The organism is Rothia terrae (assembly GCF_014705925.2).
Classification (GTDB): domain Bacteria; phylum Actinomycetota; class Actinomycetes; order Actinomycetales; family Micrococcaceae; genus Rothia; species Rothia terrae.
Genome location: NZ_CP061539.1, coordinates 2,148,419 through 2,162,210 on the forward strand (window position 1 = coordinate 2,148,419; position 13,792 = coordinate 2,162,210).

A 13,792-nucleotide genomic window follows, 5' to 3' on the forward strand; every position below is an offset into this window, starting at 1 on the left:
ACTTTTCTTCTCTACTGCCTATAGCCCACCAGCTTAATTGGCTCACCCGCATCCAAGGAGGCCGGTACATCTATGATGCGCTGGTTGCTTGAACCGCGGAAGGCCAGGTTCGAGCTATAGTGCGACTGGATGAATGGTCCGTCCACTAGAACATCGAGGTGACGCAGGAGTTCCAGCTGGTCTTCTCGCCCCGCGCTCATGGATGCCTGCAGCTGCTCCCAGGTGTAGCCTGTCCACGCCCATACGGTTTTAGTCGGCAGTCGCTCACGCACCTTGCGCACCAGCTGTAAACACACGCTCGTATTGAGCAGGGGTTCCCCTCCCAGCAGGCTCAGCCCGGCTACATACGGTTTCGCAAGATCCTCCAAGATTCTGTCTTCAATCTCCTGGGCGTAGAGGTTTCCGTAGCGAAAGCTCTGTGCAACTTGGTTATAGCACCCCACGCAGCGAAAAGGGCAGCCCGAGACGTACAGAGCGCACCGAACGCCCGGGCCGTCCACGAAAGTAAACGGCTTGTAGTCCGCCACCATTGACCGGCTCAAGCGCGCCGACGACCAGCTACCATCAACGGGCGGAAGGCTTCTTGGGCCATCAGTGATTTCTTGTAATTTCATCTTTTCTCTCACCAAAACGGTTGTCTCTCGGCGGGAAAGCACCGAGCAGCTAACCCGCGTCCTTCGCCATATGCTTGACGCGATTAATGATTTCAGTGTGACGCCCGTGCACCATAGGACGCTTGACCGGATTGCCCAGGTACCCGCAGGTGCGCTTGACGACATCGCATGTATCGGGATTGGTGTTGCCACAGTCGGGACATCTAAAACCGTCGGCAGTCGGGGCGAACTCGCCTTCAAACGAGCATTCGTAGCACTTATCAATCGGGGTGTTAGTGCCCAGGTACGCTACGCGGTCGTAGGCAAAATCCCAGACAGCTTCTAGGGCTTGGGTATTGTGAGTCAGCTGAGGGTACTCGCAGTAGTGAATAAACCCGCCGGATGCGTAGACCGGGTAGTCCTTCTCAAACTCCAATTTTTCAAAGGGCGTGTAATTCTTGCGGATATCGAGGTGATAAGAGTTGGTGTAGTAGTCCTTATCCGTCACATCGGTGACAGACCCAAAACGCTCCTTATCGAGGCGACAGAACCTATCAGTCAGTGACTCTGATGGCGTTGAGTACACCGAATACCAAGGCCCGTTTGCCTGGTTTTCACGCCTGGTGCTGGCTTTCAGACGTTCTAGAATTTCTAAGCTGAACTGCTTTGCCTGCGCATTTTTCTCCCACGCGGGGCCAAAGAACAACGCGACGGTTTCGTAAATACCGATATAGCCCAAGGACGCGGTGGCTCGCCCATTGTCGAAGAACTGGTCGATGCTCTCCCCCTCGCTCGCGCGAATCCCAAAGGCGCCGTGTTTGTAAAGAATGGGTGCATTGTCAATGAGTGCTTCGCGGCAGCGTTCAACGCGGTAGCGCAAGGCACCCATGGCAAGCTCAACGCGTTCTTCGAAGAGACGCCAGAAAGAAGCGATAGCTTGCTGACGTTCTTTATCACTGAGATTTTCTGCCGCGGCCTGTCCCGCAATAACCTGCGCGCTTGCGGTTTCAAGAGCAATACGAGGCAGGTTCACAGTCACTACCCCAAGGTTCATGCGTCCGGAGTTAACCTCAGCACCTGATGCGTCCGTCCAGCCCTGCAAGAAGGAGCGGCACCCCATAGGGGTCTTATAGCTGCCGGTAATCTCGATCAGCTTTTCATAATTAATAACGTCGGGATACATGCGCTGGGTGGAGCATTTCAGGGCAAGCTGTTTGATGTCGTAATTGGGGTCGGCAACTTCAAGGTTTGTACCGCGTTTGAGGCCAAAGACAAGCTTGGGGAAAATTGCCGTGTGCCCGTCACTCCCAATGCCGTCCAAACGCACCTGCAAAATCGCTTTTTGAATCTCACGCTCCCACACACCTGTGCCCACTCCGAATCCGAGCGTCACGAATGGCGTCTGGCCATTTGAGGAGTACAGAGTGTTGACCTCGTACTCGAGGGACTGCATAGCGTCATAGATATCTTTGGCGGTCTTAGCCGTGGCGAACCCTGCGGCATCGGAAATACTCCATGTGGATGCCTCTACAAGATGCTTTTCGTAGTTGAGAGAGGCGTAGGGGGCTAGAACCTCGTCGATACGGTCAACGGAGCATCCGCCGTACTGGGAGCTCGCAACGTTAGCGATAATTTGGGCAATCTGCGCGGTAGCGGTCTGGATAGATTTTGGTGACTCGACGTGGGCGTTACCGATGGTAAACCCGCCAGAGAGCATGCCTGCGATATCGATAAGGCAGCAGTTCGTCATCGGCTCAAAAGGAGAATAATCCAGGTCATGAAAATGGATATCACCGTCTAAGTGTGCCTGGGCAATCTCGCCCGGAAGCATACGAGTTAGCGCGTACGCTTTGGCAACCGCACCCGCTGTGAGATCACGCTGGGTGTTGAAAACAGTGGCATCTTTATTGGCGTTCTCGTGCACAATAGCGCTATCACCCGCCCGGAGATTCTCAATAGCCGCTTCGATAGCACCTGATTTTTTCAACAACATCTAGTGGACTCCTTAAATTTCAACCACTAGATATAGTATTTTTACCGTTTCTGGGCTTTAGCCACAGAATGTCTACGCGTTGATTGAGGTTCTCTAGGTACAACAAACCTTTAGCTTGTCTTGATGCGAAAACCCGCGAGCGCGTATTTGCTGTGTAAAGCAAAACTGACAGCAAATTTTTTACGAGCTAACAGACGGCGCGTCATATTCACCCCACTCGTTGCAGACCACGAACATCTGAGGGCTAAGATAACCTCATACCCCAAAGTACCCCAGCACCGCTAGCGCATATCACACCGCTCCAACAACTAAAAGCCGGCAAACTAGCCATTCGCTTGCCTCAGCTTTTCATCGGTCTGATAGGGTTCGGTTTCTCATGCGCACTCATCATTGAATCGGGTCTCGGTGCTATGAGCTGGGATGTGCTCACCCTAGGTCTAGTTGAGAAAACAGGGTTAAGCTACGGCGCACTAACCGTCATCACGTCTTTTGTGGTGCTGTTACTGTGGATTCCGCTGAAAGAAATGCCGGGTCTCGGAACTATCGCTAACGCCGTTCTGGTCGGAATTTCCGCTGATATCGCACTGCGTTTTATTCCTGCCCCGAGCAACCTCCCAATGCAGTGGGCCTACGTCATTCTTGCAATTCTTGCTTTTAGTTTCTTTGACGCGCTATATATCGGCTCAGTTTGGATCAGGACCAAGAGACGGTCTGATGACGGGGCTCATGCGCATCACCGGGAAACCTGCCGGAATCATCCGCACAGTCCTTGAAGTTACCGTTGTCATTATCGGCATACTCATGGGCGGACAATTCGGCCCGGGAACCATTTTGCTTTCGCTCACGGTTGGCCCCCATCATCGGCTATTTTCTTCCCAAAGTCACCGTGCGATTAGAACCTAAAACCCGCATCCCGCACTAAAACTTCACCATGTAAAAAGGTGGCACCTTCTCAGTGAAGATGCCACCTTTTGAGTTTGCCGTTCAACGACTAGTTTCTAAAGCCATGCACGGGTGAAGGAATACGGCCGGTACGTGCGATAAAAGCCTCAGCACTCGGTGAGTGAGCGGGCATAACCGGCGCGCGTCCTAGCAAACCGCCGAACTCCACCATGTCACCAATTTCAAGACCCACGGCAGGAATCAAGCGAACCGCGGTAGTCTTGTGGTTCATCACGCCAATAGCGGCCTCGTCTGCAATCATGGCTGAAATAGTGGACGCGGTAGTGCCACCGGGAATTGCCACCATGTCCAGACCAACGGAGCAGATCGCCGTCATCGCTTCAAGCTTATCCAAGCTGATTTTGCCAGCCGCTGCGGATGCGATCATACCGATATCTTCTGAAATCGGGATGAAGGAGCCCGACAGACCGCCCACGTGCGAGCATGCCATCAGGCCGCCCTTCTTCACCGCGTCGTTCAGCAAGGCAAGCGCCGCCACAGTACCGTGTGTGCCAACGGTTTCAAGGCCCATTTCTTCTAGGACGTGCGCAACGGAGTCACCAACCTCAGCGGTTGGTGCCAGCGAGAGGTCAACGATACCGAACTCAACGCCTAGACGCTTTGCCGCCATCGTTCCAACCAACTGGCCCATGCGGGTGACCTTAAACGCCGCCTTTTTGATAGCCTCTGCGCACTCGTCAAAGCTTTCACCGCGCACTTTCTCCAGCGCACGCTTGATAACACCGGGGCCAGAAACACCTACCGAAATCACGGTGTCAGCCTCCTGCACACCGTGAAAAGCGCCCGCCATGAAGGGGTTATCGCTCACAGCATTAGCAAAGACAACCAGCTTAGAGCACCCAAAACCGTGCTGGTCAGCGGAAAGATCTGCGGTTTCGCGAATAACCTCTCCCATACGCTTAACCGCGCTCATGTTAATACCGGCACGCGATGAGCCGATATTCACCGATGAGCACACCACGTCAGTCTCACAGAGCGCGCGCGGAATCGAAGACATCAAAATCTCATCGGCAGGAGTTGCGCCCTTATCAACCAGCGCTGAAAACCCACCGATAAAGTTCACGTCCACAGCCTTTGCTGCAGCGTCTAACGTCTTTGCGAACTCAACATAATCGGTGTCGCTTGAAGCACCCGCCACCAAAGCAATCGGAGTTACCGAAATACGCTTATTAATAATCGGGATTCCCAGCTCAGCTTCAATACCAGCGCACACCTCAACTAGCTTTTCGGCACGAGAGGTAATTTTGTCGTAAATCTTCTGACGCGCTTTTTCACCGTCAGAATCGGCACAATCCAAAAGAGAAATGCCCATGGTCACGGTTCGGATGTCGAGTTTGTCTTCCTCGATCATCTGAATAGTTTCAAGAATATTTGCGTTTGAATCAGTCAACACAGTGATGCCCTCCTTACAGCGAGTGCATCGCTTTGAAGATGTCCTCAGACTGGATGCGCACCTTAACCTTCTGTGCCTCACCAACCTTCTTCATCGCATCCTGCAAATCAGCCAGGTTCTGAGTGTTCTCGTCAAATGAACACTGCATAATCATGGTGAAGTATTCGTCCATCAGTGACTGCGAGACGTTTTCGATGTTAACGTCCTGTCGGGTGAGCTCGGTTGCCACAGCGCCCACGATACCGGTGTGATCCAGGCCGGTCACGGTCAAGATAATTTTCATGGTCACTTTCTTCCTCATTGAAAAACGATTGCTTGCATATACAACCATGATAAGCAGAACACACCGCTCCCCCGCCACTTTTGTTTCTATGGTGGACGGTGCACTTTAGAGGATGCAGCTCACAACTGTTGAGTTTTATGACTGTTGCCTAGTCAGAGACTGAAAGAGATGACTAGGGTGGACGCATGCTTATTACCGGTTTGTTAGTTGGCGCTGCCTTTGGTTTCGTGCTACAGCGCGGGCGCTTTTGCATTACTGGCGCCTTTCGAGATGTGTGGGTCTCTAAAAATTCTTGGTGGCTCGCCGCTCTCTTTGTAGCGATTTCTGTGCAAGCTATTGGGCTTGCTGCCTTCAATACCTTTGGAATTCTTCCCACCGACTCTGTTGCAAGCGCGTTTGCGCCGTTTGCGACTATTGCCGGCGGGTTCATCTTTGGCTTCGGTATTTTGATGGCTGGCGGATGCGCGACAGGCACCTATTATCGTGCAGGTGAAGGCCTCGTGGGTTCTTGGTTTGCTTTGATTTTCTACGCACTTTTTGCAGCAATGTTCAAGACTGGCCCTTTTGCGCAGAGCACCGCTTTTGTCCGCAACTGGGGTGTCACGGAAAATGCGACGATCTACCAGTCACTCGGTATTTCAGCGTGGGTGCTGGTAGCTGTCTTATTGGCAGTAACCGGCTGGTGGACCTACCGTAACCTCACGCGTCCTAAGTTGCCAATGGCGACTTTGCCTCCTGAAAAGACCGGTGTTGCGCACCTACTCTTTGAAAAAGCGTGGAACCCCTATATCACCGCTATCTTGATTGGTCTGATTGCTCTTGCCGCCTGGCCGCTGAGCTGGGTCGCAGGACGCAAATGGGGACTGGGCATCACCGGCCCTAGCTCTAACATCGCAGGCTACCTCACTACCGGCAACGTAGAACTCGTTGACTGGGGCGTATTCTTAGTGCTCGGCATTCTAGTAGGGTCATTCATTGCCGCTAAAGCCAGTGGCGAATTCAAGGTTCGCGTCCCCGATTCAAAGACCATTGTTAAATCGATTATTGGCGGTGCCCTCATGGGCTGGGGCGCTTCCTGGGCTGGCGGATGCACCATCGGCAACGGCCTCGTTGAAACCTCCATGTTCTCCTGGCAGGGCTGGATCGGTCTCATCGCAATGATTCTGGGCACCGGCGCCGCCGCCAAAATCTTCATCATGCCGCGTAAAGTTGGCAACCCCGCAGCATCCTAAAAATTCTGAAAGATAAGGAAAACACTCATGGCACAGCGTGTACTTGAAACCGACGGCTTGGTCTGTCCCTTTCCCGTCCAAGAAGCTAAGGCAGCTATGGAAGAAATGAATCCCGGCGACGAGCTCGTCATCAACTTTGACTGCACCCAGGGCACCGAAGCTATCCCGCGCTGGGCGGCCGAAAGCGGTTACGGCACCAAAGACTTTCGCAAGCGCGGCCCCGCTGAATGGAGCATCACCGTTATCAAGGCGTAAGCATTGAAAGAGCACAAAGGGCGGTCGAAAACGTTGAAAGTTTTCGACCGCCCTTTGTGCGCGATAGCTTAGCGATGCGTGGCGATGTAGAGCTCGCCGCATCCTGAAATTCTTGTAGTTACAGGCTCACCGATGTGCATCACTGACTCGGTACCGGTGACCTCAAAACTTTCATCACCGGTAGACACGGTAACGTTGCCCCCGACACTCAGCAAAGTAGAAGTGCCCTCAAACGTATAGTCCACAGGCTGATTTTCAACGCGAATACGGGTCACGCTCAGACGCTCATCCCACATGGCATACACGCCGGTACTCTCGTTCACGGGCTGAGCGCGCTTAATCGTGGGGGCATCCTGATCCGTTGCCAGCACCTTAATAAGCTCTTCAGTATCAATGTGCTTAGGAGTAAGACCGGCTCGCATCACGTTATCTGACGGGTTCATCAGCTCAATAGCGGTACCCTCAACGTAGGCATGCACCTGCCCATCGGGAGTAAAGGCAGAATCACCCGGGGAAAGTTCAATAAAATTCATGACAAAAGCAACGAGCAGACCCTGATCGCCGGGATGCTTGAGGCTCACCAGTTGCACCAGCTCAGCCGCTTTTCGCACCAGCTCACTGGCATCCTGCACCTGCATAATCTCAACGGATGCGCGCAGTAAGTCGTTCATTGCTTTTTGCGCTGCTTGCTGGTCCAAACGCAGGATGCTGGTCAGCAGTGCCTTAGCATCCTTGACCGGCAGTAAGCCTTTGAGCCAACCAGCGTCAAACGCGACAGCAAGCTCTTCAAGCTGCGCAGAATCACGCACACCCGTCAAAATCTTTACATCAGAAACAGCGATAACGGTCTCAGGCTTAGAAAACTGATCCTTGTAATTACGATGCGGCGCATCCAAAGCAATGCCGCGCGCGTTTTCGTCGGCAAAACCAGCCTGCGCCTGCTCATCGGTCGGGTGAACCTGAATAGACAACGGAGCATCAATAGCAAGAATCTTAAAAAGATACGGGAAAGTATCGCACGAGCGGTTTTTACCCAAAAAAGTATCAGGATTATTCTCGACCAAAACATTCAATGCCGTGGAATCACCGGCATACTCAGCAACAGAAGGTGCCGAAGGATGCGCACCAACCCACACCTCAGCCTCAGGCTGATCCGTAGGCGCTGGAACACCTCGCATCTGCGCTAAAACAGTGTGAGAACCCCACGCATAATTTTGAATTGGATTATTCAGTCGAAACAATTCACCCATAGCTTTAATCCAATCATAGACGTGAGTTCTCAATCATATTTAAGCACCTTGAAAAAGGCGTGTTTATCACCATAATAGTGTGCTTTACCCGAGCAAACCTTATATGCACCGATAGAATCAATATTTATGAGCACTGTAGATTTGAATACTTCTTTTAAAGCGTATGATGTTCGCGGTATCGTTGGGCAGACCATTACCGCTGAAACCGTACGCGCAACCGGCGCCGCTTTCGTTGACGTCATGGAACTAGCGGGAAAGACCGTTCTGGTCGGCGGCGATATGCGCCCCTCATCCCCCGAATTCATGGACGCTTTTGCAGCCGGTGCAACTGCTCGCGGTGCAAACGTTGAAAAAATCGGTTTGATTTCAACCGACGAACTCTACTTTGCATGCGGTGTTGAAAATGCTGCGGGCGTCACCTTCACGGCGTCGCATAACCCCGCAGAATACAACGGCATGAAGATGGCTAAAGCAGGAGCTGTTCCGGTTTCATCTGAAACAGGCCTGTACGACATCCGCGACCTTGCGCAGAAGTACCTCAATGACGGTGAGATTCCCGCTGTTGACGCAACCGGCACCGTTACCGAGCGCGACATTCTCAAAGATTACGCACAGTACCTGCGTAACCTCGTTGACCTAAGCGGCATCCGCAAACTCAAAGTTGTAGTGGATGCGGGCAACGGCATGGGCGGCATGACCACCCCCGCAGTTTTGGGCGATGAAATCCTGCCCGCCTTGCCGCTAGAAATCGTTCCCGTGTACTTCGAGCTGGACGGTACCTTCCCCAACCACCCCGCAAACCCGCTGGAGCCTGCAAACCTCGTTGACCTGCAAAAGGCCGTAGTTGAGCACGGCGCAGACATTGGTTTGGCATTCGATGGCGATGCTGACCGCTGCTTCGTCATCGATGAAAAGGGCGAGCCCGTTACCCCCTCAGCTATCACCGCTTTGGTAGCTGAACGCGAAATTGCACGCGCAAAGGCCGAAGGCAACAACGAACCCGTCATCATCTACAACCTGATCACCTCAAAGGCTGTACCCGAACTCGTTGAAAAGCTCGGCGGACGCGCAGTCAAGACCCGCGTAGGCCACTCCTTCATCAAGGCTGTCATGGCATCAGAAAACGGTGTCTTCGGCGGCGAGCACTCAGCTCACTACTACTTCAAAGACTTCTTCAACGCAGACACCGGTATGCTCGCGGCCATGCACGTTCTGGCAGCACTCGGTGAAGTTGACACCCCGCTCAGCGAACTCGGCGCAAAGTACTCGCCCTACGTCGCATCCGGCGAGATCAATTCAGAAATTGAAGACAAAAAGGCAGCTGTTGACCGCGTACGCGAAGCTTTTGCTGATCAGCCCGTGACCGTTGAAGATTCAGACGGCACCACCTTCACTCACACCGAAGAAGGCTGGTGGGCTAACCTGCGTCCGTCAAATACCGAGCCTTTCTTGCGTTTGAACCTTGAGGCGCCGGCCGCATCCACCATGGAACGTGTACGCGACCAGATTCTGGCTCTCGTGCGCGCCTAATTTGACGCGTTGACCTGATTCTAAACCGCCCGGTGAGAATATCTCGCCGGGCGGTTTTGTACACCGGATTTCTCTGCGTACACCGATTATCGATGTACGTGGAGAGAATCAGTGTACGAAGACCCAGCTACACCAGCATGTTGATCAGCGCGATGGTTCCCACCGTAATAATAACGACGCGAAGGACGGGCGCCGGTAGCTTGCGTCCGACCTTAGCCCCCACGAGCCCGCCGAGAGTGGAGCCGACCGCGATGATAATGACAACCGTCCAATCGATGAGCTCCGAAGCACACGAGATAAAGATAAAAGCGGCCAAAAGGTTCACCGCAGAGCACAGAAAATTCTTGAGTGCGTTGAGAGTTTGCAGTGTAATCGCGAGCATCATGCCCAAGGCTCCGACCATCAACACCCCTTGCGCAGCACCAAAGTAACCTCCGTACACGCCCAGCAAAAAGACAACAATCCAGGTAAGAATGGGACGCTTCACCGCGATAGGCGTAGACGATAGCGCGGGGTGCGGATGCGAGGTTCCCAGCTTTTCAGCGGTGCGACGTTGTACCCACGGGGTGATCGCCACCATGATGATTCCCAGCAGAATAAGCAGTGGCACGGCAAGATCGAAGACGCTGGAGGGTAAAACTAACAGCAACAGCGCGCCGGTAGCTCCGCCCACAATAGACGCGGGAAGGAGTTTTAAGGCCAGTTTCTTCTGAGCTGCGATTTCACGACGATAGCCCCACACCCCGGAGAGATTGCCTGCAACCAAACCGATGCTGTTAGACATATTGGCGGTTAACGCCGGGAAGCCAAACATCAGCAAAATCGGGAAGGTAATGAGCGTTCCTGAACCCACGATTACGTTGATAAAGCCAGCCCCGAAGCCTGCCGTCATGATGGCAAGAGCCTGCAGTAGTGTTCCCGCGTCCATCCGTACCTACTCAAATTTTGCCGTGCAATCGTTTTTTCTAATGTAAAACCTTCACCGCTACTGCGCGTAATACAGAGGAAAAATAACTCCCATTTATGACGTCTCAAGAAGGAAACACCGTAAGCTGTGGGTGAGAACAGCGTTGAAAGAAACACTATGAACCAGTCGCCCGAGAAACCACAGCTGAACCCGTGGGAAGCCAACGACCCTACAAACACTGTGGGGCGTCCTGAACCGCTTCCGCCGTCCCCTAATTTCGTGAGAGCTCGCAATACTGCTTTAGGAATAGTGATTGCGCTGGCATGCGCACTGTTTGTAGCAGGACAATTCAACACAACTGTAGAAGTTGACGGGCAGACGGTATCGTTCGCTCGTGCTTTCGGTTGGGTAGCTGTACCGTTACTTGGTTTATATTCAACGAGTTCACTAGTTGTGAAAAACCAAAATTCGGGTTTGTTGCCTACTGACTCAGATGAGCAATGGCAAAGTGCCTATGCCAAAAATAGGTGGTTTTCGCTCAAGATGCTCTATGCAGCCTGCATCCCATTAGTTATAGCGATTGTGTTGCTACTGGTACGCCCTCACGGGATGGGATTCTTCTATGAGTTATGTTTTGATCCGCCTCTGGTACCAATACTTATAGGTGCCACAGTTGTTCTTCTCTGGGAGATTACTACTCGCATCAAACGTCACTAGTCGTTCGGCGATAAGAAGTCTCTTTGTGGATTATTCGTAGGGATATCTCAAAGACAAGCGCAGGTTTTGGGGCCTTCTGAATATGTCTCTTTGCATCAGAAATCACGGTATTAAAAGACCGCGGGCACGCAGATAAGCACAACACATCAAGCTCTTCTGCGTGCCCGCGGCACATCTTTTTATTCAGTTATTCTTCAGCCACAGCTACGCGGTTAGGATGCGCGTGCCTGGTCGTGGAGCATCCACTGGTCGGGGCCGAAGATTTCGTACTGAATCTGTTTGCCGGGGACGCCTGCCTCAACGAGTGCTGAGCGGACGTCCTGCATGAAGGGCAGAGGGCCGCAGAGGTAAACGGACGCGTTGGAGGGTACATCGATCTTTGCAACGTCTACGCGGCCAAAGAAGTCGCCCTGGCCTTCTTCACCGAGGAAGGTGATGAGCTTGCCGTTCTTCAGCTTCTCTACAGCGGCCTTGTAGTCGTCCTTGAGCGGCCATGAGTCGTTTGAACGGTCGCCGTGTACCGCTACAACTTCGCGTTCTGAGCCCTTTTCAGCGAGTTCTGAGACGAATGCGAGCATGGGAGTTACGCCGATGCCTGCGCTGAAGAGGTACAGAGGTGCTGACTCATCGTCGCCGAATGCGCCGAGGGTGACATCGCCGTAGGGGTTTGAAATTTCTACGGTGTCGCCTTCTTTAAGGCCGTGCAGGATCTCGGTCATTTCGCCTTCGGGATCAAGCTTGATAGCTACGCGACGCTGGTTCTTCTCTGACGGAAGCAGAGTGAACTGGCGAGGCTGACGCAGGCCGTCCTTTGCCTTGGCGATGATGGAGATGTACTGACCCGCAACAGCATCGGTCATGGGGGTGTCATCAGCAGGTTCGAAGGTTACGTCGATGACACCTTCGCCTGATTCGACGCGCTTGACGAGCTTGAATTCTGACTGCATAACGTCGTTTGCCTGCTGAGCGTAGAGGCCCTTTTCAAGTTTGATGAGGGCATCTGCCATGAGCCAGTAAACTTCGGTCCATGCTTCTGCTACTTCTGCGGTGCAAGCGTCGCCGAGATCTGCTGCGATTGCTTCGAAGAGGTACTTGTAAACGGTGGGGTATTCCTCTTCTTTGAGGCCCAGTGAAGCGTGCTTGTGGGCGACGCGTGAGAGTACTTCGTCGGGGTATGAGTTAGGGTTTTCCACCAGCCATGATGCGAAGACAGCGATTGAGCCTGCCAGTGCGCGGGGCTGGGTACCTTCGAGCTGTGATGAGCGTGAGAACATGCCGTCCATGAGGTCGGGACGCGCTGCGAACATACGCTTGTAGAACTCGGGGGTGATGAAGTTAATGCGTTCTGCAATAACGGGAAGCGTTGCCTCGATGACGGGGCGTGACTTTTCAGATAGCACAATGTCTCCTTAGTGACACTCTGTCTAATAAACCAAAACCCAATTTAGCATATGAAATGCAATATTTTGTTTTAAGAAATATCCGCTTTCTTGTGGTCAGAAAGCGGATTTACTTAGGATGCCAGCGGCAAACGCTTTTCGAGCGGGCCAAGACCGAGTTCCACGAAAACCGGCCCCATTTGCTTCTGATTAGGCAATTCAGCAATGACTATGCCGTCAAGAGAGGTGAAAAAAGCCTCGCGTGCACGAGCCAAGATGCCACGCAACTGACAGGACTGATTCATAGGACACGCAGAGTGACCGCCGGGAGTTTCACACTCGACCATAGCCGTGTCGCCCTCTGTTGCCCTCAAAACAGCACCAATAGTAGCGGCGCGTCCTTTTTCAGAAAGCACGACGCCCCCGGCACGACCGCGGGTAGCTTCTACCCAGCCGCGTCCTGCCAAAAATGCAACAGACTTCGCCACGTGGTTATAGGGCGTACCCACGCCCTCGGCAATCATCTGAGTCGAGAGGCGCTCTTGCCCATCTACCCCAGCCAGGAGCATCAGCACGCGCAGTGAGACATCAGAAAAAGCAGTAAGCCTCATACGCTATAGATTTCCTCTCGAATGGATAGTTCCATACATAAGAATAGTTTTACCTTTGGGATTACCACATACCCCAGATGAGTAACATTGCTTACATTCTTTCACTGTTGTGTTTTTCCTCCACACATATACCCGCATAGGGTCAAATCGACTCCTAAGCCTAGGCTACTAGGCGGTAAGATGCACAGGCGTAGGACGCTACGATCATTTTTTCTATCTCGTATTGCGTCATGTTCTTACCCACTAGAAGAAAGGATTATCCCGGTGTCGCAGCTCGATAATTCAATCCAGGAACTTTTGCAGATTGAAGGCGCAACCGGCGCAGCTCTGGTAGATATTTCATCAGGCATGGCTCTTGCATCATCAGGTAACCCCGGTTTCGACCTCACCGTTGCAGCAGCAGGCAACTCCAACGTTGTCCGCGCAAAGCTCAAGACCATGAACGATCTCGGTCTTGATCAGAAGATCGAAGACATCATGATCACCCTGGGCAACCAGTACCACCTCATCAACGTACTGAACACCACCGAAACCTCAGGCCTGTTCGTCTACATCGTGCTTGATCGCAACACCGCTAACCTCGCACTGGCGCGCCACAAGCTAAACGCGATTTCTTCACGTATCTCCCTGTAATTGGCCCAAAGGTAACCCTTTACCACTCAAGTACAGATACAAAAATCCCGTGC

At 52.8% G+C, this 13,792-nt stretch carries 14 protein-coding genes; 6 read left to right on the forward strand and 8 right to left on the reverse strand.

Translation table 11 applies throughout. From position 1 onward, the window contains the following. Window positions 1-11: 11 nt before the first annotated feature. Window positions 12-779, reverse strand: a complete 768-nt coding sequence (nrdG, locus tag IDM49_RS09825) for an anaerobic ribonucleoside-triphosphate reductase activating protein (RefSeq protein WP_322745982.1) — start codon at window positions 777-779, stop codon at window positions 12-14. After that, window positions 664-2,586: an anaerobic ribonucleoside-triphosphate reductase gene (gene nrdD / locus IDM49_RS09830; protein ID WP_190724373.1), complete on the reverse strand. Its 1,923-nt coding sequence runs from the start codon at window positions 2,584-2,586 to the stop codon at window positions 664-666. Before nrdD ends, nrdG begins: the two co-directional genes overlap by 116 nt. Before the next feature lie 335 nt (window positions 2,587-2,921). Between nrdD and IDM49_RS09835 the strand changes: the two genes are divergently transcribed. Next, on the forward strand, window positions 2,922-3,359 hold the full coding sequence (locus IDM49_RS09835; RefSeq protein WP_228008082.1) for a YczE/YyaS/YitT family protein: 438 nt from the start codon (window positions 2,922-2,924) through the stop codon (window positions 3,357-3,359). 218 nt (window positions 3,360-3,577) lie between these two features. Here IDM49_RS09835 and IDM49_RS09840 read toward each other — a convergent pair whose 3' ends face one another. Together IDM49_RS09840 and IDM49_RS09845 are read right to left on the reverse strand one after the other, a co-directional pair. After that, complete coding sequence (locus IDM49_RS09840) at window positions 3,578-4,942, reverse strand: PFL family protein (RefSeq protein ID WP_190724374.1); 1,365 nt, start codon at window positions 4,940-4,942, stop codon at window positions 3,578-3,580. Window positions 4,943-4,955: 13 nt separating this feature from the next. Continuing rightward, window positions 4,956-5,225, reverse strand: coding sequence for an ACT domain-containing protein (locus tag IDM49_RS09845; protein ID WP_168614206.1), 270 nt, complete (start codon window positions 5,223-5,225; stop codon window positions 4,956-4,958). A gap of 185 nt (window positions 5,226-5,410) precedes the next feature. Between IDM49_RS09845 and IDM49_RS09850 the strand changes: the two genes are divergently transcribed. Together IDM49_RS09850 and IDM49_RS09855 are read left to right on the forward strand one after the other, a co-directional pair. Beyond that, window positions 5,411-6,457, forward strand: a complete 1,047-nt coding sequence (locus tag IDM49_RS09850) for a YeeE/YedE family protein (RefSeq protein WP_190724375.1) — start codon at window positions 5,411-5,413, stop codon at window positions 6,455-6,457. A 27-nt stretch (window positions 6,458-6,484) separates the two neighbouring features. Continuing rightward, window positions 6,485-6,712, forward strand: coding sequence for a sulfurtransferase TusA family protein (locus tag IDM49_RS09855; protein WP_168614204.1), 228 nt, complete (start codon window positions 6,485-6,487; stop codon window positions 6,710-6,712). A gap of 68 nt (window positions 6,713-6,780) precedes the next feature. Here IDM49_RS09855 and manA read toward each other — a convergent pair whose 3' ends face one another. Further along, window positions 6,781-7,962, reverse strand: coding sequence for a mannose-6-phosphate isomerase, class I (gene manA, locus IDM49_RS09860; RefSeq protein WP_190724376.1), 1,182 nt, complete (start codon window positions 7,960-7,962; stop codon window positions 6,781-6,783). 126 nt (window positions 7,963-8,088) lie between these two features. Between manA and IDM49_RS09865 the strand changes: the two genes are divergently transcribed. Continuing rightward, complete coding sequence (locus tag IDM49_RS09865; RefSeq protein WP_168614202.1) at window positions 8,089-9,492, forward strand: phosphomannomutase/phosphoglucomutase; 1,404 nt, start codon at window positions 8,089-8,091, stop codon at window positions 9,490-9,492. 127 nt (window positions 9,493-9,619) lie between these two features. On the opposite strand, the gene IDM49_RS09870 is transcribed toward IDM49_RS09865, so the two are convergent. After that, window positions 9,620-10,420 (reverse strand): sulfite exporter TauE/SafE family protein, encoded by an 801-nt coding sequence (locus tag IDM49_RS09870; protein ID WP_190724377.1) that lies wholly within the window; start codon window positions 10,418-10,420, stop codon window positions 9,620-9,622. A gap of 156 nt (window positions 10,421-10,576) precedes the next feature. Here IDM49_RS09870 and IDM49_RS09875 point away from each other — a divergent pair, with 156 nt between their 5' ends. After that, entirely contained in the window at window positions 10,577-11,116 is a 540-nt protein-coding gene (locus IDM49_RS09875) for a hypothetical protein (RefSeq protein WP_190724378.1), read from the forward strand. Between the two features lie 212 nt (window positions 11,117-11,328). Here IDM49_RS09875 and IDM49_RS09880 read toward each other — a convergent pair whose 3' ends face one another. Continuing rightward, window positions 11,329-12,516: a globin domain-containing protein gene (locus IDM49_RS09880; RefSeq protein ID WP_168614200.1), complete on the reverse strand. Its 1,188-nt coding sequence runs from the start codon at window positions 12,514-12,516 to the stop codon at window positions 11,329-11,331. 113 nt (window positions 12,517-12,629) lie between these two features. Beyond that, complete coding sequence (locus IDM49_RS09885) at window positions 12,630-13,106, reverse strand: RrF2 family transcriptional regulator (protein ID WP_168614199.1); 477 nt, start codon at window positions 13,104-13,106, stop codon at window positions 12,630-12,632. Window positions 13,107-13,370: 264 nt separating this feature from the next. Between IDM49_RS09885 and IDM49_RS09890 the strand changes: the two genes are divergently transcribed. After that, a complete protein-coding gene (locus tag IDM49_RS09890; RefSeq protein WP_168614198.1) occupies window positions 13,371-13,739 on the forward strand; it encodes a hypothetical protein in 369 nt (122 codons plus the stop codon). The last annotated feature ends 53 nt before the right edge of the window (window positions 13,740-13,792 follow it).

What these genes read in the sequence shown, in the direction of transcription:
- nrdG (WP_322745982.1), bottom strand. Translation starts at nt 779, where the DNA reads ATGTCGTCAAGCGCACCTGCGGGTACCTGGGCAATCCGGTCAAGCGTC.
- nrdD (WP_190724373.1), bottom strand. Translation starts at nt 2,586, where the DNA reads ATGTTGTTGAAAAAATCAGGTGCTATCGAAGCGGCTATTGAGAATCTC.
- IDM49_RS09845 (WP_168614206.1), bottom strand. Translation starts at nt 5,225, where the DNA reads ATGAAAATTATCTTGACCGTGACCGGCCTGGATCACACCGGTATCGTG.
- IDM49_RS09850 (WP_190724375.1), top strand. Translation starts at nt 5,411, where the DNA reads ATGCTTATTACCGGTTTGTTAGTTGGCGCTGCCTTTGGTTTCGTGCTA.
- IDM49_RS09855 (WP_168614204.1), top strand. Translation starts at nt 6,485, where the DNA reads ATGGCACAGCGTGTACTTGAAACCGACGGCTTGGTCTGTCCCTTTCCC.
- manA (WP_190724376.1), bottom strand. Translation starts at nt 7,962, where the DNA reads ATGGGTGAATTGTTTCGACTGAATAATCCAATTCAAAATTATGCGTGG.
- IDM49_RS09865 (WP_168614202.1), top strand. Translation starts at nt 8,089, where the DNA reads ATGAGCACTGTAGATTTGAATACTTCTTTTAAAGCGTATGATGTTCGC.
- IDM49_RS09870 (WP_190724377.1), bottom strand. Translation starts at nt 10,420, where the DNA reads ATGGACGCGGGAACACTACTGCAGGCTCTTGCCATCATGACGGCAGGC.
- IDM49_RS09875 (WP_190724378.1), top strand. Translation starts at nt 10,577, where the DNA reads ATGAACCAGTCGCCCGAGAAACCACAGCTGAACCCGTGGGAAGCCAAC.
- IDM49_RS09885 (WP_168614199.1), bottom strand. Translation starts at nt 13,106, where the DNA reads ATGAGGCTTACTGCTTTTTCTGATGTCTCACTGCGCGTGCTGATGCTC.